Origin of the sequence: Microcoleus sp. B5-D4, assembly GCF_036705145.1 — a bacterium.
In the GTDB taxonomy this organism is placed as follows: Bacteria; Cyanobacteriota; Cyanobacteriia; order Cyanobacteriales; family Microcoleaceae; genus Microcoleus.
The window spans coordinates 20,791-39,728 of sequence record NZ_JAUBTV010000050.1 but is presented as its reverse complement, the minus strand read 5'-3'; the positions used below and the strand labels follow the sequence as shown (position 1 = coordinate 39,728).

The 18,938-nt window shown below is 46.1% G+C and carries 12 protein-coding genes; 5 read left to right on the top strand and 7 right to left on the bottom strand.

The features are described from left to right. Window positions 1-46 precede the first annotated feature (46 nt). Window positions 47-1,489, top strand: coding sequence for a Rid family detoxifying hydrolase (locus QUB10_RS21500; protein ID WP_333205328.1), 1,443 nt, complete (start codon window positions 47-49; stop codon window positions 1,487-1,489). Window positions 1,490-1,550: 61 nt separating this feature from the next. Here QUB10_RS21500 and QUB10_RS21495 read toward each other — a convergent pair whose 3' ends face one another. From QUB10_RS21495 to QUB10_RS21485, 3 genes are all read right to left on the bottom strand, one after another. Next, complete coding sequence (locus QUB10_RS21495; protein WP_333205327.1) at window positions 1,551-1,928, bottom strand: hypothetical protein; 378 nt, start codon at window positions 1,926-1,928, stop codon at window positions 1,551-1,553. 4 nt (window positions 1,929-1,932) lie between these two features. Then, window positions 1,933-2,148 carry a hypothetical protein gene (locus tag QUB10_RS21490; protein WP_333205326.1) on the bottom strand — a complete coding sequence of 72 codons (216 nt, stop codon included), beginning with the start codon at window positions 2,146-2,148 and terminating at the stop codon, window positions 1,933-1,935. A 377-nt stretch (window positions 2,149-2,525) separates the two neighbouring features. After that, a complete protein-coding gene (locus QUB10_RS21485; RefSeq protein WP_333205325.1) occupies window positions 2,526-4,679 on the bottom strand; it encodes a polyribonucleotide nucleotidyltransferase in 2,154 nt (717 codons plus the stop codon). Between the two features lie 448 nt (window positions 4,680-5,127). Between QUB10_RS21485 and QUB10_RS21480 the strand changes: the two genes are divergently transcribed. Both QUB10_RS21480 and QUB10_RS21475 read left to right on the top strand, forming a co-directional pair. Next, window positions 5,128-9,957: an SNF2-related protein gene (locus tag QUB10_RS21480; RefSeq protein WP_333205324.1), complete on the top strand. Its 4,830-nt coding sequence runs from the start codon at window positions 5,128-5,130 to the stop codon at window positions 9,955-9,957. A gap of 279 nt (window positions 9,958-10,236) precedes the next feature. After that, window positions 10,237-11,064, top strand: coding sequence for an SWIM zinc finger family protein (locus QUB10_RS21475; RefSeq protein WP_333205323.1), 828 nt, complete (start codon window positions 10,237-10,239; stop codon window positions 11,062-11,064). Window positions 11,065-11,339: 275 nt separating this feature from the next. Here the strand turns inward: QUB10_RS21475 and QUB10_RS21470 are convergent, their stop codons facing one another. Together QUB10_RS21470 and queG are read right to left on the bottom strand one after the other, a co-directional pair. After that, entirely contained in the window at window positions 11,340-11,978 is a 639-nt protein-coding gene (locus tag QUB10_RS21470) for an HAD-IA family hydrolase (protein WP_333205322.1), read from the bottom strand. Window positions 11,979-12,292: 314 nt separating this feature from the next. After that, on the bottom strand, window positions 12,293-13,258 hold the full coding sequence (queG, locus tag QUB10_RS21465; RefSeq protein WP_333205321.1) for a tRNA epoxyqueuosine(34) reductase QueG: 966 nt from the start codon (window positions 13,256-13,258) through the stop codon (window positions 12,293-12,295). Between the two features lie 209 nt (window positions 13,259-13,467). On the opposite strand from queG, the gene QUB10_RS21460 reads away from it, so the two are divergent. Together QUB10_RS21460 and QUB10_RS21455 are read left to right on the top strand one after the other, a co-directional pair. Next, the gene (locus tag QUB10_RS21460; protein ID WP_333205320.1) at window positions 13,468-14,430 is read left to right on the top strand and encodes an orange carotenoid protein N-terminal domain-containing protein; all 963 of its coding nucleotides are present in this window, start codon (window positions 13,468-13,470) and stop codon (window positions 14,428-14,430) included. Between the two features lie 340 nt (window positions 14,431-14,770). Then, a complete protein-coding gene (locus tag QUB10_RS21455; protein WP_333205319.1) occupies window positions 14,771-15,205 on the top strand; it encodes a nuclear transport factor 2 family protein in 435 nt (144 codons plus the stop codon). 339 nt (window positions 15,206-15,544) lie between these two features. On the opposite strand, the gene QUB10_RS21450 is transcribed toward QUB10_RS21455, so the two are convergent. Further along, complete coding sequence (locus QUB10_RS21450; RefSeq protein WP_006633914.1) at window positions 15,545-15,967, bottom strand: ATP-binding protein; 423 nt, start codon at window positions 15,965-15,967, stop codon at window positions 15,545-15,547. Window positions 15,968-16,459: 492 nt separating this feature from the next. Continuing rightward, window positions 16,460-18,133, bottom strand: a complete 1,674-nt coding sequence (locus tag QUB10_RS21445) for a SpoIIE family protein phosphatase (RefSeq protein WP_333205318.1) — start codon at window positions 18,131-18,133, stop codon at window positions 16,460-16,462. Between the last annotated feature and the right edge of the window lie 805 nt (window positions 18,134-18,938).

Genomic DNA, 18,938 nt, shown 5'->3' with positions numbered 1-18,938 from the left:
AAAAAAGGTAATTTCTTAACCGCAGATGAAAATGGATTAACGCGGATTGACGCAGATAATCTCTAGTTCATCTGCGTTAATCTGTGTTCATCTGCCTATATCTGCGGTTAAAAAATGGAATTTCTTAACCGCAGATGAAAATGGATTGACGCGGATTAACGCAGATTTAGATCGCGCTTTCGGTTTTGGTGGTAGGCTGGGAAAGTGGGGTTTAGCGGAAGGGCGATCGAGGTTATTTATGGATGCTAAAGAACTTTTAGAAAAATACGCTAAAGGCGAACGGGACTTTAATAACGTACAGCTAAGTGGGATAGACCTCAAAGGTGCAGACTTGAGTGGAATAGACCTACGCGGTGCAAATTTGACAGGAGCTGAGTTGAATGAGGCCACTTTGAACAAAGCAAGCCTCTATGGCGCAGACTTGAGTAGAGCATCCCTGTTAGGAACAAACTTAATCGGGCTGGAAGGTAATAGTGTCAACTTCAGTTTTGCAGACCTCAGCGGGGCTGACTTGAGTAGGGCAAACCTCAATGGGGCCAATTTGAGTAATACTAAACTGGAAAATGCAAACCTGAGTGAGGCCCAATTAAGCTCTGTATCGTTAACTAAAGCCTCCTTGAAGAACGCAAAGTTAAATAGAGCAAACCTGAGCAAGTCAAATTTGACTAGGGCAAACTTGACAGGAGCCGAATTGATTCAAGTGAACTTAGGGGGTGCTAACCTCGAAGGTGTCAATTTTCAGAGAGCCAAACTCCGAGGTGTCAATCTGTCTGCATTTAACTTATCAGGCGTGAATCTGACTGAGGCGGATGTTAGTGCAGCAGACCTCACAGGGACTAATTTGAAAAAAGCCTGTCTGAAAAGGACAAATCTAAAAAAAGCTAGCCTTAAAAAAGCAACTATAATGCTAGCAAGTTTGGAGGAAGCCAACCTTCAGGAAGCAGACTTGACGGATGCTCAAACCTATGATTGGAATATTAAAAATGCAGACTTCACTGGTGCGATAATGCCAGATGGAGAACTCTACCAGCCAGAAACCTCAGACGGACAAATCTACCAGCCGGAAACCTCGGAAAAACTATCCCAAAAAGTGATATCTATGACGCGCAAAATTATTCGTACTGACAAAGCACCCGCACCCGTGGGCCCTTACAATCAAGCCATTGCCGCTACGGGCACTATGCTGTTTGTAGCTGGTCAAATTGCGATCGACATTAGACTAAACGATATTGTCTACACCGACGACGTGGCAAAACAAACCGAACAAGTTATGGCAAATCTCGAAGCCATTCTCACAGAAGCCGGCGCTACTTGGTTGGATGTGGTAAAAACTACGGTTTTCCTCAAAGATATGAATGATTTCGCCGCCGTAAATGCGGTTTATGCGAAATATTTTGATGCGGAAACTGCACCGGCGCGCGCTTGTGTGGAGGTTTCGCGTTTGCCGAAAGATGTGTTAGTTGAAATTGACTGCATTGCTGTGATTTGATTTTATCTTATTTTAGATGTCAGACTTTTTCCAGAAGTCGGGCATCTGGAATTCTGTTTTTTTAATGTTTTTGCAGTTGGGAAACTTGAATTTTCGGCAATTCTTTCCATTCGGGATCAATGGGTGAGTAGCAACAGTAGCATACCGCTAAACTGTCGTATTCAGCATTCGGAATTTCAGGCCTGTACTCCTCTACGCGCGAAACCTCCCAATCTCCCCAGCGAACGTGAGTGCTAGCAGCAGGGGATTTAGGCTCTGCACTCTCTTTAAAATGGCCAAAGTTTCGCAGGCGATCGCCCGTTTTAGGCAGAGGTTTGTTTGAGTAGTCGTAGTGTTCTGCTAGGATACTTGTGAGAGCACCTGTATGGGAAAGTAATCTATCCTCCCATCCCGGGGAAGAAAGCGATTCTGTTTTGAAAATGATCAACCGTTTTGGCATTGATTTATTCCTCTCTCTCGTGTTCGGGTTCGTATGGACTTGGTGGAAACTCTGTCAACCCTTCAAAGACACAATCAACCTTAAGTATTGAATCGTTTGTTTTTTCCCATCGGATTAATTCCCATCCCTGACGCTTGGCCATTTGCTCGCATTTCTCTGGATCAGTTGCACTATGACGGCTAATATTCTCTTCGGGCTCGTAGCGAGGTCTTGAGGTCATCTTTATCTGCGTTTTTATACAGACGCTGATGAAAATCAAACCTGCTATCTTCACCTGCAATGTCTGCGGTTTACAAGCCTATATCGTATCATTTATAGTAACTACCTAAGCATACTTTATATTTTTTTGAGTTCCCGCTCTGCGGGGACTTCTTTTATGTAGTTGCGGTTTCAACCGCCGAGGGTAAAGTGCGCGACTTTATTAACTTCTACAGCCGATCGCACTTTTGTCGATCTGTCGCTGTCGCGCACCTACTCCCAAATCAATCTGAAACAATCAGATTTAATCTCAATTAGCAATTAGCAATTACTAATCACGAGTTAGCAATTAGCAATTAGCAATTACTCTATAAGTAATTACCAATTACCAACTGTAAACTATTTATTCAGCGCTTCGCGGGCGGCTACCGCTTCGTCGGGATGAATATTCAAGCGGGTCAAATTAATTCGACCTTTATTGTCAATTTCTCGCACTTTGACAATCACTTCATCGTTCACAGCTAACTCGTCTTCCACTTTGCCAACGCGGTAGTCGGCTAACTGGGAAATGTGAATCATTCCTTCTTTTCCGGGCAAAATTTCCACAAAAGCGCCGATCGGAATAATTCGAGTTACGCGGCCGACATACACGTCTCCTGCATTCAACTTGCGTGTCATGCCTTGGACAATGTTGTAAGCCCGCTGAGCTTTTTCGCTGTCGTTGCCAGCAATTGTCACGGTTCCGTCGTCTTCGATGTCTATTTTGACACCGGTTTCTTCGGTGATGGCTTTGATCGTTTTGCCACCTGGCCCAATTACCAAACCGATAAATTCTGGATCGATTTTCAGGGTTAGCAAACGTGGTGCAAACGGCGACATTTCCTTGCGGGGAGTGTCGATGCTTGCCAGCATTCTTTCTAAAATGTGCAGTCTGGCGGGTTTGGCTTGGCGGATGGCATTGGCAATTACATCTAAGGGCAAACCTTTGATTTTCATGTCCATCTGCAAAGCAGTAATCCCGGTGTCGGTACCGGCTACTTTGAAGTCCATGTCGCCTAAGAAGTCTTCAATTGCCTGAATGTCAGTCAAAATTCGGACTTCATCGCCTTCTTTAATTAAGCCCATTGCCGCGCCGCTGACGGGTTGGGAAAGGGGAACGCCTGCATCCATTAATGCTAGCGTTGAGGCGCAAACTGAACCCATTGAGGTGGAACCGTCGGAAGAAAGGACTTCTGAAACTACGCGAATCACGTAGGGGAAATCTTCTTTGGATGGCAAAACCGGCAGTAAAGCGCGTTCTGCGAGGGCTCCGTGACCGATTTCTCGGCGTCCGGGCGATCGCATCGGCTTGGTTTCTGCTACCGAAAACGGCGGGAAATTGTAGTGATGCAGGTAGCGTTTGTCTTGCTGTGGGTGCAAGTCGTCTCCTAAGTCTTGGGCGTCGCCTGGGGTTCCCAGGGTAGCTGCGGACAAGACTTGAGTCAACCCGCGATTAAACAACCCAGTGCCGTGTACTCGCGACGGCAGCACGCCTACGCGACAAGAAACGGGTCGCACCTCGTCTAGCTTGCGGCCGTCTACACGGACGCCATCTTCGAGGATCTGCTTCCGCATCATTTTTTTGGTAACGTCTTTGAAAACGTTGCCGATCGCCTTGCTGTTGGCGGTGGCCGCTACTTTTACCGGGTCCTCTTCCGGGAGTTCGGCGATCGCAGCTTCGACTGCATTTGCCTTAACTTCGTCCAATGCTGCATTCCGTATTGTTTTGTCTTTTTCAAATCTTGACAAAATGATGCGGATGGGTTCTTGGGCGCGATCGCGAATAAAGTTTTCCAGGGCCGAATCTTGCGATGGCCGTTCCTCTACCACCAAATCGATGCCCAATTCCGCCATAATTTCGCGCTGGGCTTGAATCAAGTCACAGGCTGCTTCATAGCCGAAGTCGATCGCCTCGATGATATCCTGTTCGGGCAACTGGTTGGCGCCGGCTTCCACCATGATTACTCCGTCAGGAGAACCAGCTACCACGAGATCCAACTCGCCTTCTTTGATTTCGCTGTAGGTGGGGTTGATGATGAAATCGTCCCCTACCAAACCGACTCGCACTGCCGCCATCGGCCCGTAAAACGGCATTTTCGCCAGCAGTATCGCCACCGAAGCCCCCGTCACCGCCAAAACGTCTGGTGGCACTTGTTCGTCCATCGAAACCGTTGTGGCTACAACTTGGATGTCATCTCGCAGCCAGCTTGGAAATAGCGGACGCAGCGGTCGATCGATCAAACGACCAGTCAAAGTCACTTTTTCTGGGGGACGCCCTTCCCTTCGCAAAAATCCACCGGGAATTTTACCGCCAGCGTAGAGTCTCTCTTCGTAATCCACCAACAGGGGCAGGAAATCAATTCCTTCTCTCCCCTGCGATCGAGTCGCTGTCACTAAAACCGCCGTGTCACCCGACTGAATCAAAACTGCACCGCCTGCTTGAGGCGCTAGTAAACCAATCTTCAGTCTAATATCCCGTCCATCGAAGGATATTGACTTGTCTATCTCTACCATGTAGCACTGCTTCCTTATCTACCACATTCTTTCTCTGTCGGGATCGTAACATTACCACAGGATGTTTGAGAGTCCGACGCCAAAAGACAGGGATAATCGCCTCGCGATCGACTGTCTCTGTCTCGATTGTAAGCATTTATACTCGAAATTTTTTTTTTGCTGTCTGGGGTCTATTCTCCGGTCGATCGTCCGCTAAACGCCTTCCATAGATGGTACGATCAATTTTCGTTTGGGAATTGGGACGTTGAAGGAAGAAGGAAGAGGGATTTAGTTATCTAGGCCAGGGAATAAGCGGTAAGGTGTGCCCTAAGTACCTAAATATAAAGGTTCTACCTAATTCCTATCTGGCTCAAAATTTCCTCGGTTTGTTTTAAATAAAATTTTCACAAATCCCATATAAATGCTGTAGTCAACCTCGCACTTAAATACAAATATCAGGGTAAAAAAGATGGCAATTTTACACGGCAGTTGGCTCCTAGAAAATGAAAAAAGTTGCTTATTTATTTGGGGAGAAACTTGGCGGAAAGTTGGGGCAATTGAAACCCTAGAATCGGGGAGGAATTTACCGCATCCCTTAGCAATGACAGAATCTGAATTTAAGATTTTCCTAAATTCCTTGCAGCAGTCGGGAAAACTGGATTGGCAATTACCGGAAACCGCAGAAACTCCACCGGAAAAAAGCAAAAAAACTAGGCGATCGCCCAAAACTCAAAACGCAGAAATTCCCACCCAAGACTCCTCAATTCAAAGGGAAATTCGGGCGATCGCACTTCCCACCCAAATCTCAGAATCGAACACAACTCTGATGCCGCAGCACTCAGCAGCAGCACTTGAGGAACCGGCCAAAACCGAGGAAATTTACCTTTATCCCTGGCAACTCGAGGGTTTTTGTCTCAACCCTCAAGCAGCTTTTGTTTTCTTGCAATCACTACCGCTTAACAGCACGGAACCCGACTCTTTTGTCGGCTCAGATTTGCGTTTTTGGTCTCATGTTGCTAGGTGGAGTTTGGATTTGTTGGCAAGATGCAAGTTTTTGCCTGGATTGGAGAAACAGTCGGACGGTTCTGCTATTGCCAAATGGCAACCTCTGTTAGATAGTTCTACAGATACACTCCGCCTCGCCACTTTTGTCAAGCAAATGCCGACGGCTTGCAGAACATATCAGAAGAAGGAAGGCACGACACGGATTTTGACACGGATACACGGATTAAGGATCGATGAGCGTGAGTCAGAGGTTGAAGTCAGAGGGAAGAAGGCAGAAGAATCCAGTCAATTGCCTTTAGCGGTGGATTTGCCGATGGGGGCTGAGGAATTGGTGTTAGGCTTTTTGAGCAGTATTGTAGATAGTCAAGTGCGATCTGCTGGTAGCTCTACTTTAGACATCAAAGCAGTTTCTCCTGTGCGCGACTGGCTGCAAGCTTTGCAGCAGGAATCTGGGATTGTGCAAGTAGAAACAGCAGCATTGGAAAACTTGGCAACCAAGCTGAGTGCTTGGACTGCACCGCTGCAAAACCAATTATCTCAACAAAGTCAATTTCGCACTTGTTTTCAACTCATACCGCCGTCTCCTGGTAAAGCCAACTGGAATTTAAATTATTGCTTGCAAGCAGCAGATGAAAACGAATTTTTGGTAGACGCGACAACTGTTTGGAACAACTCTGTCGAGCGTTTGGCTTATGCGGGGCGGACAATAGAATTGCCTCAAGAAACTTTGCTTAGCGGCTTGGGTTTAGCCTCGAAACTTTATCCGTTAATTGAACCGAGTTTGCAAGCACAGCGGCCTCAATCTTGTCAATTAAATCCGCTGCAAGCATACGAGTTTATTAAGTCTGTAGCTTGGCGGTTTGCTGATAGCGGGTTGGGCGTAGTTTTGCCGCCGAGTTTGACAAAGACGGATGGTTGGGCGAGTCGTTTGGGTTTGAGCATTCAAGCGGAAACAACCCCCCCCAACCCCCCCTTAGTAAGGGGGGGCGCTGGAGAAACTAACCCCCCCTTAGTAAGGGGGGGGGCTGGAGAAACTAACCCCCCCTTAGTAAGGGGGGGCAAGGGGGGGTTGGGATTGCAAAGTCTGCTAAATTTTAAGTGGGAATTGACGATCGGCGGACAGCGCATTTCTAAGGCAGAATTTGACAGATTGATTGCGTTGAATTCACCTTTGGTGGAAATTAACGGCGAGTGGGTGGAGTTGCGCGCGCCGGATGTGAAAGCGGCTCAAACTTTTTTTGCCAGTCGCAAAGAGCAAATGACTCTTTCTTTGGAGGATGCTTTGCGTTTGGCGTCGGGCGATACTCAGATGATCGAGAAATTGCCTGTGGTGAATTTTGAGGCTACGGGTCAGCTTCAGGAATTGTTGAATACTTTGAGCGATAATCAAGCGGTAAGTGCGATCGCAACTCCGGCTAGTTTCCGAGGACAATTGCGGCCTTATCAAGCCCTAGGAGCAGGCTGGTTAGCATTCTTAGAACGCTGGGGTTTGGGCGCTTGTCTCGCGGACGATATGGGAACTGGTAAATGCGCGTTACCACAAACTTTGCTTTTTGTCAATGGCTTTTTACAAAAAGCTGAAAAAATATGGGAAACTTATGCCGGAAAAACAGAATTCGACGGTGAGGGCTTTTGGTCTGAACCTAACGAGCAATTACTGGTAAATTCCATAAATCAGGAAACAGGCAAAATTGTACAGGCGACTATTCGACGACTTTACCGCCAGCAAGTGCAAGAAAAGTTGCGAACCATCAAACTACAAGATGGTAGCAGCATCACAATTACCCGCCGCCACAAATTGTTAGGACGCGATGGCTGGACAAATGACCTCAAGGTTGGAGATTATGTTTGCGTTCCTGCTAAATTGTATTGGGAAGGAAAGCCGGAAGATCCCGATTTGGTCAAGTTTCTGGCTTGGCAAATAGCTGAGGGATATGAGCAGCGCGATCGGGCTGTACTCTCGATCGCACAAAAAGATGCGACAGTTCTTCAAGAGTTACGTGTCGCACTGCACCGGATCGGCGAAAAGTATGGAGTAAAAATCAATAATCCTGCTGTTCGTACTCGTGCTAAGCAGACAGCAGCAGACTTGGTTGTATGCAGTCGATCGTACCAATGCTTTCTTGAGGCTAAAGGCTACGAGTGGGGGAAACTGTCAGCCGAGAAAAGCTTCCCGCAATTTATCATGCAAGCCAATCTTGATAGCATTCGGATTTTTCTCAGAAACTACTTTGATGCTGAAGGTTCTGTCTTTCTTAACACGCGAAATATCGAAATTAGCACCGCTTCGCCTTTAATCATCCAACAACTTTCTACATTGCTGCGGCGCTTTGGAATTTGGCTGCGAATCGCCACTAAACAGAAATGCGCCACCAATGGCAGCGGGATTTTTCGCACCTATTATATCGGTACTTTCGGCGGTAACTCAGCGCGCATATTTTTCCAAGAAATTGGTTTTGGCTATCCCGAAAAACAGCGTAAATTAGAGCAGATCTGCGAATTGCCTTGCAACACCAATGTTGAGGGAATTCCTGCTTCTGATATCGTCGCTCGTGCAGTGGAAATTACAAAATTACCATTGCGCCATTTCGGAATGCACAATCCTGTTTATATTAACGGTTCCCAGCAGTTTTCCCGCATCAGCCTAGGAAAGGTGGTAGCAGGTATGGAAAATGTGCTTGGTGGTTCCGCAGAACAGGAGTACCGCCAGCTAAAGCCTTCTAAATGGACGAATCAGACCCTAGAGGCTTATGCAAATCTCAATGTAGCGCAGTTAGATAGTGTCCGAGAAAATTTGCAACTTATACTCGATCGCGAAGTATTTTATTGCAGAATAGAAGAAATTGAGGATTTTGAGTACAGTGGGTGGGTCTATGATTTTGAGGTGGGCAAACATCACAATTTTGTTGCCAATAATATTTTGTGCCACAATACTGTTCAGCTAATTGCTTTTCTCCTGCATTTACAAGAAAAAGATTCCTTGGAAGGACCGACATTGCTGGTTTGTCCGACATCGGTATTGGGCAACTGGGAACGCGAAGTCAAGAAGTTCGGCCCGACGCTGAAAGTATTGCTACACCACGGAGACCAACGCGCTAAAGGCAAAGCATTTGCTGCGGCGATTAAGGGAAAAGATTTAATCATTACCAGTTATGCCCTGGTGTTTCGGGATGCGAAGGAATTTCAAGGCATTAAATGGCAAGGATTGGTTTTAGATGAAGCGCAAAATATTAAAAATTCCGAGGCTAAGCAGTCGCAAGCAGTGCGGCAAATCGAGGCATCTTTTAGAATTGCGCTGACGGGAACTCCGGTGGAAAATAGACTGCAAGAATTGTGGTCAATTTTGGAGTTTCTCAATCCTGGCTATTTGGGACCGCGCAATTTCTTTCAGCGCCGATTTGCAATTCCGATCGAGAAATACGGCGATCGAGAATCTTTGCAGACTTTGCGATCACTCGTTCGGCCTTTCATCCTCCGCCGCCTGAAAACTGACAAAGAAATCATCCAAGATTTGCCCGAAAAACAGGAGATGACTGTATTTTGCGGGCTAGCAACTCAACAGGCGGTATTATATCAGAAAATAGTCGAAGAGTCAATAGCTGAATTAGACTCAGCCGAAGGCATTCAGCGCCGGGGAATGATTCTGGCTTTGCTGGTAAAACTCAAGCAACTTTGCAACCATCCGGCTCTTGTGAAAGCAGAAGGTAAGCCGAAAGAATTGGAGATTAAGAGTCAGGAATCGGGGAAATTGCAGCGGTTACTGGAAATGTTAGAAGAGGTGATCGCTGAGGGCGATCGGGCTTTAATTTTTACTCAATTTGCTGAATGGGGAAAACTCCTGAAACCCCATCTAGAACAGCATTTAGGACGAGAAGTTTTGTTCTTGTACGGAGGAATTCGGCAACAGCAGCGGGAAGAAATGATCGATCGCTTCCAGCACGATCCCCAAGGCCCGCCAATTATGATTTTATCTTTAAAAGCAGGCGGCACAGGCCTGAACTTAACGAGAGCAACGCACGTTTTCCACTATGACAGATGGTGGAATCCCGCAGTAGAAAATCAGGCAACTGACCGCGTATTTCGCATCGGTCAAACCCGCAATGTGCAAGTCCACAAATTTGTCTGCACAGGTACGTTAGAGGAGAAAATACACGATATGATCGAAAGTAAGAAAGCTCTAGCCGAACAAGTTGTCAGCGCTGGGGAAAACTGGCTCACCGAGCTAGATACAGACCAGCTTCGCAATTTACTAATTCTCGATCGCAATGCTATTATAGAAACCGAAGAAGAATAATATGATTAATTACCAATTCCCAACAGCACGACACGGATGTCACGGATACACGGATAGCTGTTTTTTCCTTTCTGACTCCAGCATCCAGGATACAAGCCCCCGGATGAATCCGGGGAGAAATAAAAAACCTGTATCCGATGAAACTTGCCCCCCGAATTTATCCGTGGGGTCAATGCTTCAGTCTAAAATCTAAAATCTAAAATCTAAAATCGATTGACTCCAGCATCCCAATTACCTGTTTGGCCAATGCCCGATGCCCAATTCCCAATTCCCAAATAAATGATTGACAGAGAATGGTGGACACAACAGTGGTTAGATTTAATCAATACCTACCGCTTCAAAAAGCGCTTAGAACGTGGCTGGCAATACGCCCGCGAAGGTAAAGTTCTCAGCATTAAATTTCCCAATCAAGAAGTAATTGCCATAGTTCAAGGAACTGATCCAAAACCCTATCAAGTTTCTTTAGGACTCGATACATTGAGCGATGAAGATTGGGATTATGTGATTGAAAATATGTCGCAAAGAGCAGTTTTTTCCGCTAAATTACTAGCAGGAGAAATGCCACACAATATTGAGGATGTATTTGCAGCAGCAGGCAAAACGCTATTTCCGTTAAGCTTATCTGATATTCGATCGCGCTGTAGCTGTCCTGACCCGAAAAACCCTTGCAAACACATCAGTGCAGTATACTACTTATTGGGCGATCGCTTCAGCGAAGACCCCTTTGTACTCTTTCAACTGCGGGGGAGAACCAAAGAGCAAATCTTGACAGCACTTCGTCAAAGACGAGGTACGCAAGGAGAGGAAAATTCCCAACTCAACTCCGGCGAAAATGCCCCCACTACGAATTCTAAATTGCCGAAGGTCGATCGCTTTTGGGAATACAATCAGCAGCTAGAATCATCTTTAGTAGTAATTGTACCCCCGCCCAGCAGCGAAACAGTATTAGATATCTTAGGCCCAATTCCCATCGCAACCGACGGAAAAGGAACCGCTAGCAAATCCTCGCCCGCATCTGACGCCCTCAAGCAGCATTTTAGCAAAATCTACCAAGCAGTTAGCCAGCAAGCAGTTTTAGCAGCACTGAAACGGGGCGAAGGAGATTAACATAATTTCATCGCACATAAGCTGTGTTGCATCTAGATTGCCTATGGTATTAGAGAGGGAGAGGGGGAGAAGAGGAGAGGGGGAGAGGATTTGACGATTTTTGATCGAGACTCGAAATATACAATTTAAATGCACAACAGCTTAGGATAATAGGACTATGGCTGATAACAAATCAGGCTTTAATATCCCTTTTATTCTTTAGTCCCTCTTTGGTGGAACGAGAGTTTGTCTAGAAGAGATTTCAACCGAGGAGTCTTACTTTTGGCAATTTCAGTTTATACTTCCCGCAAATTACTCATAATTTCTATCAATTCCTGGGGGCTTTGAATCAAAAAATCGGGATTGTGTGCAGCCAAAGCCTCCTGAGAATTAAAACCCCAAGCTACAGCCATTACCTTAATTCCTGTTTTTCTAGCAGCGTCTATATCTCTAATCTCATCTCCCACATAAACGACTTCTTTAGCATTTATACGTTCTCTTTTTAGCCAGCTATTAATAACTTTATGTTTGCCAAAAGTTGAGCCAGAGTAAATAAATGTGAAAGTGTCTTGCAAACCGTTTTTTTCCAGCGATTCCAAGACGTTTTCTCTGGAATTAGATGTGATTATTCCCAGTTGAAATCCCAGTGTTTTTAACTCCAGTACAACTTCTTTAATCCCCGGAAATAATTGAATATTGGGAATTTCGGTGCGTAACTCTGCTTTCAACATTCTAATCAACAGCGGGAATTTGAAGATAGAAATGCCCGAATACTGAAGGAGTTGCCAAGAAGTTAAATTGCTCAGTTGAGCGATTTGCTCTTTGGTCGCCGATTTAAAGCCTAATTCTACTGACAAACGGTTGCTGATGCTTAGAAGAATATCGATTGTATCTGCTAAAGTACCGTCAAAATCAAAAATAATTACTTTGGTCATTAGACAATAGCAAATAAGGAACGGGGAAGCATACAATTTTAGATTTTAGATTTTAGATTTTAGATTTTAAATGGGAATGATTTACTGCATAATGTATTGACTTTTAGCGATGCGTTTTAGATTTTAGATTTTAGATGGGAATGACTTACTGCATAATTTATTAACTCTTAGCGATGCGTTTTAGATTTTAGATTTTAGATGGGGAATGACTTACTGCATAATGTATTGGCTCTTGGCCATCCGTACACACCCTAGGGTTATTATCTATAGGGTAAGGTGCACCCTAAGCACCTTGAGCGCGAACATCTCAACTTTTAAGGGTGAATTTGATTGGCTTTCGCATTTCGCCGCAGCATTTCGGGTTTAATGCGCCGCAGCGCCGAAGCGGTAAATCTGCGGTTCCATTCCTCGTCGGAAATGTCGGCTAATTCTGCAAGTGTCGGTGCTATATTTTCAGGATAAGGCTCAAACTCTGCCACATCAGTTGGTTTAGCAAACCGCTGATTCCAAGGACAAACATCCTGACAAATGTCGCAACCTGCTACCCAGCCTTGTAAATTAGATGCAATTTCGTCGGGCAATTTTTCGGCTCGATTCTCGATCGTGTGATAAGCTATACATCGATCGGCATTCACCACAAAAGGCTCAGTAATTGCCCCCGTCGGACAGGCCTCAATGCAGCGAGTACAAGTACCGCAATGTTCCGTATGGGACTCATCCGGCGCTAACTCCAAATTAGTCAAGATTTCGCCCAAAAACACCCAAGAACCGTATTCGCGCGAAATTACATTACCATTTTTGGCAATCCAGCCAATCCCGGCACGCTGTGCCCACATTTTATCCTGAATCGGCCCGGTATCAGCATAATACCGCGCTTCAATTCCCTCGCCTTGCGATCGCACCCAATTTGCCAAAACCTTCAGTTTTTTGTGCAAAATTCTATGGTAATCCCGCCCCCAACCGTAGCGAGAAATTTTAGCATATTCGACCCCTGCCTCGACCCCCCCCTCAGAAGCGGGATTTGAGGGGCGTTCGTGAGGTGTGTAGTAGTTGATGGCGAGACATATTAATGACTGCACCTCTGGCATTATTAATCGAATATCCTCCCGTTTCGGGTTTGCCATCCATGCCATATCCGCCTGATAACCCTTGTCCAGCCAAGCTTGCAATCTTTGTTTTTCTAGATCGAAATCCTTGTCTGTTGAGGCGATCCCGACTTTGTGAAATCCCAACTCAAGGGCTTTTTGCTTAATGCGATCGCTATTAATTGATTTTTTCATCGGGTAAGGAACAATAGCACAAATTGCGCTATAAGTCTAGTATTTTTCAGAGTAATTTAGGGACATAATTGATAATACTTCCACAATCTTTATATTTATAAATTTGAACTCCAAAATGTAAAAAATGTCACATAATTTAATTTAGGGAGAATTCGATTCGCAAATTCAAGTACGCAAGTAAAACCGACAGCGAATCCCACAGGATACATATGGCAGTTAGTATTCAATCAGCTCAATCTATTTTTTCCAACACCGAGATTGCTAGCGTTGTTCCGGCTACCACGGAAGCGTTCTACAAACTCAGCGTTGAAGACCAACTAGCCTTGCTCTGGTATGCCTACACCGAAATGGGCGTTTCCATCACCGCAGCAGCTCCCGGAGTAGCCAGCATGGCGCTTGTTGAAGGCATCCTGAGCGAAATCAAGCAAATGTCGCCGGCTGCTCAAAGCAAAACCATGTTTGACCTAGCCAGCAACGCCGACACAACAATTGGCCGGATTTACACATCCTTGCGCGTCAACACCAAACTCGGTTTCTGGTACGAGTTGGGACAGTTGATGAAACAGGGCCTTGTCGCTCCGATCCCCGCGGGCTATCAAATGTCTCCCGAAGCCACCACAGTTCTCGAAGCCATCAAAAAACTCGATCCCGGCCAACAAATTACCGTACTTCGCAACACCGTAGTTCACATGGGCTACGACCCAGATTTCAGCCAAGAGTACGGCAAACGCTCAGCCCCCCGCAGCACTCCCACCGCTCCCGAAGAGCGGGTGAAAACCCAAATTGAGGGTATCAGCGAGCAGACAGTGCTCAGCTACATCGACTACATGAACGCCTTCGACTTCACCCCAGCCGTGGGTTTATTTGCTGAAGAAGGTGCCCTGCAACCACCTTTCCAAAAGCCGATCGTCGGTCGCGACGCTATCCTCAACTATATGCGGGAAGAGTGCATCGGACTGAAAATGATGCCCCAGCAAGGCGTATCAGAACCCGCAGAAGATGGCTACCGCCAAGTGAAAGTCACCGGCAAAGTCGAAACTCCTTGGTTCGGATCGAATGTGGGAATGAACATTGCGTGGCGGTTTATGCTCGATCCCCAAGGTCAAATTTTCTTTGTGGCGATCGACTTATTGGCATCTCCAAAGGAATTGCTCAATTTGATCCGCAAATAGAATATTCTGGTTGGCTCTGTTAAACAGGCTTGCCCAAAAACCCAGATGCCATTAGGTGTCTGGGTTTATATCATTTTAGATTTGAGATTTTAAATTTTAGATTCAAGAATTGAAGCATGGAAAATGACTGATTGTATCAGGGTTTACAGCTTGGCTACACTTGTATTTTTTGAAAGTAGGATTGATTTTGGTCGATCGCTCCTCAAGCTGCGATCGACGCTCTCCGGTTCCTCCTTTTTTCGGAGAATTATTTTCCTAGCCCTACTTATATCTTTTGAGGGATTTGCTGCGACAAAGAGAATGATTACAGTATACTCATTCATCTAAAATCACTTCTTTTATGACCGCAACAACTCGACCTATTTTAACTACCTCTATAAAGATTGCAGGCATCACAAACCCAACGGTACTGCGATATCTTGAAACTTTAAACGCGGGCGATTTTGACGCGACGGCTAATTTATTTGCCGATGACGGGGTTCTGCACGCGCCGTTTGAAGAGCCCATTATCGGCAACATCTCGATCGCCACTTATCTCAAAAAAGAAGCGCGAGGAATGCAGCTAGAACCCCAGAAAGGTGTCAGCCAAATTTTAGAAGATGGCAATGTAGAAGTTCAGGTCAGCGGCCGGGTGCAAACTTCCGCATTTGCTGTTAATGTCGGATGGTTGTTCTTGCTCAATTCTGATCAAAAACTCCTTTCGGTCACGGTAAAACTGTTAGCTTCTCCCCAAGAATTGCTAAGTATGCGGTCACAGAAAAAATTTGATGTTTGATAAGCTGTTTCAGATTTAAATTGCCTATTTTTGTTTGACCTCTCGATCGCACGTAATAGCTAAAATCGTGCGATCGACAGGTTGAGTGGATTTTTATAGCAAGAATGAGGCAGAAACCGGGTTTTTGAACCAAATCTCTGGTGAAGCGTCGCTAAGGGTCCAAAAACCCGGTTTCTGGGCCATTTGTGCGATCGGGACTTTACCCCTACAATCTTACAGTCTCGCGTTTGGCTGACGCTACTGCACGAAAAATTGGCTGTCACCGCAGTGTGCGACAGACAGCCAAAGCGAGTCAAAAAGTGCCTTGCCAATCATTAATGACTAATGACTAATGACTAATTAAGATTTTTCCGGCAAACTCGCTTCCAACTTTAGACAGTTGCGACCGTCTATTTGCAAAGTGTAGTCCACCCGATCCATAAGTCTGCTCATAATCAGCCAGCCGTAGCCGCTTTCCTGTTTAGCTTCCGGTCTCGGGGGATTGTAAGTATCCATTTCGTAACCTTTACCGTAATCCCAAATTTCTAAACCAATATCCCTATTTTTTAAATTCAAGCGAATTAACACGGGCAAATTGGGTTGATCTTTGTGAGCATGGCGGATCACGTTAGAATAGGCTTCTGCTAACACCAAGCGCAAACGATTCGACTGACGCGGCCAATCGACGTGCTCTCCTAGCTCTACTTCCAAACTGCTCAGCAACCAATTTTCAACAATTGTTAAAAACCGCAAGTCGCTTGGCACATGAAGCTCAGTATTCATAAAAAAATCCCGTAAGTTTGAAAACCCTGTGTCTTCCAGGTATGAAATACGACGCGCCGAATGGATTCGGCCTCAATACTTGTCACTAATCGGGGGATACTAGCCTTTTCTGGTTAAAAATCAGGCATTCGTCATTCGGTAGAAGGCAGAAGTTAAGAGTATAGTTGAAAACTTTTGTTATGAGCTTAAAGCCCCTTAACAATTGATAATCATACCGAGACTGCAAGCAGTGAGGCATAAAAAATCTGTGTTTCAATCCTTGGCTTTTAAGCGTTGGTTTTTTCTGACGAATGCCTTCTACCTTAACCCTTTACAGGTATTTAATCCCCCAGGAAAGCGATTCAGGAAACTAGCTGCGCCATCGCCGGCTAGGTTTTTTACTGTTGACGATAACGCCGTCCTTTGCAGGACTAATCTATGGGCCGCCAACCAGCAGGGCTTAATTTTCTTCGCCTCTGACCCCCGACTATGCGTCGGGAGTCGCTGACAGATTCAAAGAACCTCCAGAGAGAGTATGGTTTGGTCGTCTTCCTGAACGGGATTGTCGGCTCGGATGTAAGCCAACAAATTGTCCAAGTTGAAAGAACCAGGTTCCTGAATCAAGAGTTGCCAAAGCCCTTCTTGTTGTAGCATAGAACGGGTTGGTACACCCCCTGCGACCGCTTCAGTCGTCACGCTAGCTTCAGTAATTCCGTCACTCGTCAGCAGAAATACATCTCCTGACTTTAATTCGATCGCACCCGCTTTGCCCCTCCAAACTGGTAGTATCCCCAAGGGAATGCCACGAGCTTTCAGGAAATTCGGCTCGGCTGGGGTTTTACCGCTAGCGGCTTGAGCTTTCACCTCCGAGTGAGACCAAACAATCGGGTAAATGTGACCAGCATTAGCAAATGCCAGGTGTCCGGTTGACGGAGTGTAACGAGCTACAACCATTGTAATAAAATGGTTGTTGCCGATCAGGTCGTCAGACATACTGCTATTCATATTGTGCATAACTCGATCGGGCTCTGGAGAAACTTCTTGGGAAAGTTCCCGCCGCATCACCGAAATCGCGCTGGCCATAAATAGAGCAGCCGGAACTCCCTTACCCGAAACATCTCCCACCGCTATCCAAATATCCCCTTGGGAGTGGACGTAGACTTCAAAAAAGTCGCCCCCAACTTCCCGCGCGGGATAGCAGCAAGCTTGCACCCTGACAGTTTCAAAATCCGGCCAACTTTGGCGCAACAAGTTTGTTTGGATTTGGCGAGCCACTTCCAACTCGTTTTGCATCTGCTTGGCTAAATCCAGAGTGCGCTGGTATAGCTTAGCTTGAGACAGGGCGAGAGCAGCTTGAGCTGCTACACCTTCTATTAACTCTATCTCTTCTGCCGACCAAGGGTTAGTGCCGCCAATCTGGCACAAAGCCAGTACCGCCAGCAATTCTTGCTGGTAAGTCAGGGGCACGGCAATCTCAACCGAGTTACCGTCGCCCTCACTGTTTGAGTTCACTTGAGTTTGGCGGGTGGCTACAGCTTGAACCAGCAAATTTTCATCAAAAGAAAAGCTACTGGCTTCAGAGGTTTGGGCTTGGTAGGGGAAGGTACTCGGCAATAGTCGATCGGTCTCTACCGGCCGCAGCATACAATAGTTGGCCTCAAAAGTTTGACCTACGGTTTGAACAATAGTTTGTACCATACTAGAGTAATCTAGCGACCCGCGAATCACGCTCATTACCTCATTGAACAGAGATTCCTTGCGTAAAGCGCGGCGCAATGCAACGCTGCGCTGCTTGTAGTATTTGTAAGTTTCTGAGGCTTGATTGATCACCAATTTGAGTTCTTCTGGATTCCACGGTTTGGTGATGTATTTGAAAACTTGACCTGAGTTGATGGCCTCAACCAAATCTTCAACATCGGTGTATCCCGTTAGCAGAATCCGAATCGTATCGGGAAATCGCTCGACTGTTTTCCCCAAAAACTCGGTGCCATTCATTTCTGGCATCCGCTGGTCAGATATAATCACCGCCATCTCGCCCTGTTCGTCTAGAACGGACAGGGCGCTGAGGGCGCTATCTGCTTTGTAAACCTGAAAGTCGCGTCGAAACGTCCGGTACAATAAATCCAAGTTGTCGGGTTCGTCATCGACTACCATCAGTTTCAGCTTGCTTCCATCTCCCCGACTCATCTTTCTTCCCCCTTGAAAACCCCCACCATAGCTGTTATCAGCAAGGTGGCGGGAGGAAAAGGGGGGCTGGATATATGCAACATATCAGTTACGTCAAGTTGAGTTAAAGAAACCCGTTTTACCTCAAGGTGAGCATTCCTTTCGCACCATCTGTTCGCACAGATGAGAGGCTTTCGATACTGTAACCCGCCTCGGTAGGCCGCTTCAATAGGGAAAATTCCCCAGTCAGCTTTCACAAAAAATACTCGGTAAGTGGGAAGCTCCGAGACTTTAGTCCTGAGAGGAAAACGACCCGGCGATTTCAATCGCCTTGAATCCCCTCGCGGGGCAGAGGGGTATGGTTGCCCCAAGGCGTGAGGATATGGTTGTCCTCAATCTCCCATTTCTGGGGTAAAGTTAGCTTCGCCAATGTTATAGAGGCTTGTTAGGCTGGCAGCACTGTCTCAGTGACTTTAAGACTGTTTAACTACTAGCGACAGGGCAGGGGACTAGCTTCGCATCCCAGGGTGTCATGACCTAAATAACGTAGCCTGTTAAGGCTTAGGCTGGTCAGTACAGCTTGTTTGATTTCTCTTACAAGCTCAGTGGCTTTAGCCCTGAGTTACTGACGCTGTGATACGAGCAATGACCTTGTTAGCAGTCGGTACTTTTCTAAACACACCTGCATTCAAAACGGCTAATTAATGCTCTGATTGCAGAGTTCTTAACTAGCTGGGCACTGTCCTCGGTGTGAATTTTAACACTTACTACTAACGCAGGTATTGCTACCTAAGTCTGGTCAACACCGGCTGTATTTCAAGCCCCA

Excerpts from the sequence above, each read along its gene's own strand:
- QUB10_RS21495 (WP_333205327.1), bottom strand. The coding sequence starts at position 1,928 with ATGCCAAAACGGTTGATCATTTTCAAAACAGAATCGCTTTCTTCCCCG.
- QUB10_RS21490 (WP_333205326.1), bottom strand. The coding sequence starts at position 2,148 with ATGACCTCAAGACCTCGCTACGAGCCCGAAGAGAATATTAGCCGTCAT.
- QUB10_RS21485 (WP_333205325.1), bottom strand. The coding sequence starts at position 4,679 with ATGGTAGAGATAGACAAGTCAATATCCTTCGATGGACGGGATATTAGA.
- QUB10_RS21480 (WP_333205324.1), top strand. The coding sequence starts at position 5,128 with ATGGCAATTTTACACGGCAGTTGGCTCCTAGAAAATGAAAAAAGTTGC.
- QUB10_RS21475 (WP_333205323.1), top strand. The coding sequence starts at position 10,237 with ATGATTGACAGAGAATGGTGGACACAACAGTGGTTAGATTTAATCAAT.
- QUB10_RS21470 (WP_333205322.1), bottom strand. The coding sequence starts at position 11,978 with ATGACCAAAGTAATTATTTTTGATTTTGACGGTACTTTAGCAGATACA.
- queG (WP_333205321.1), bottom strand. The coding sequence starts at position 13,258 with ATGAAAAAATCAATTAATAGCGATCGCATTAAGCAAAAAGCCCTTGAG.
- QUB10_RS21460 (WP_333205320.1), top strand. The coding sequence starts at position 13,468 with ATGGCAGTTAGTATTCAATCAGCTCAATCTATTTTTTCCAACACCGAG.
- QUB10_RS21455 (WP_333205319.1), top strand. The coding sequence starts at position 14,771 with ATGACCGCAACAACTCGACCTATTTTAACTACCTCTATAAAGATTGCA.
- QUB10_RS21450 (WP_006633914.1), bottom strand. The coding sequence starts at position 15,967 with ATGAATACTGAGCTTCATGTGCCAAGCGACTTGCGGTTTTTAACAATT.
- QUB10_RS21445 (WP_333205318.1), bottom strand. The coding sequence starts at position 18,133 with ATGAGTCGGGGAGATGGAAGCAAGCTGAAACTGATGGTAGTCGATGAC.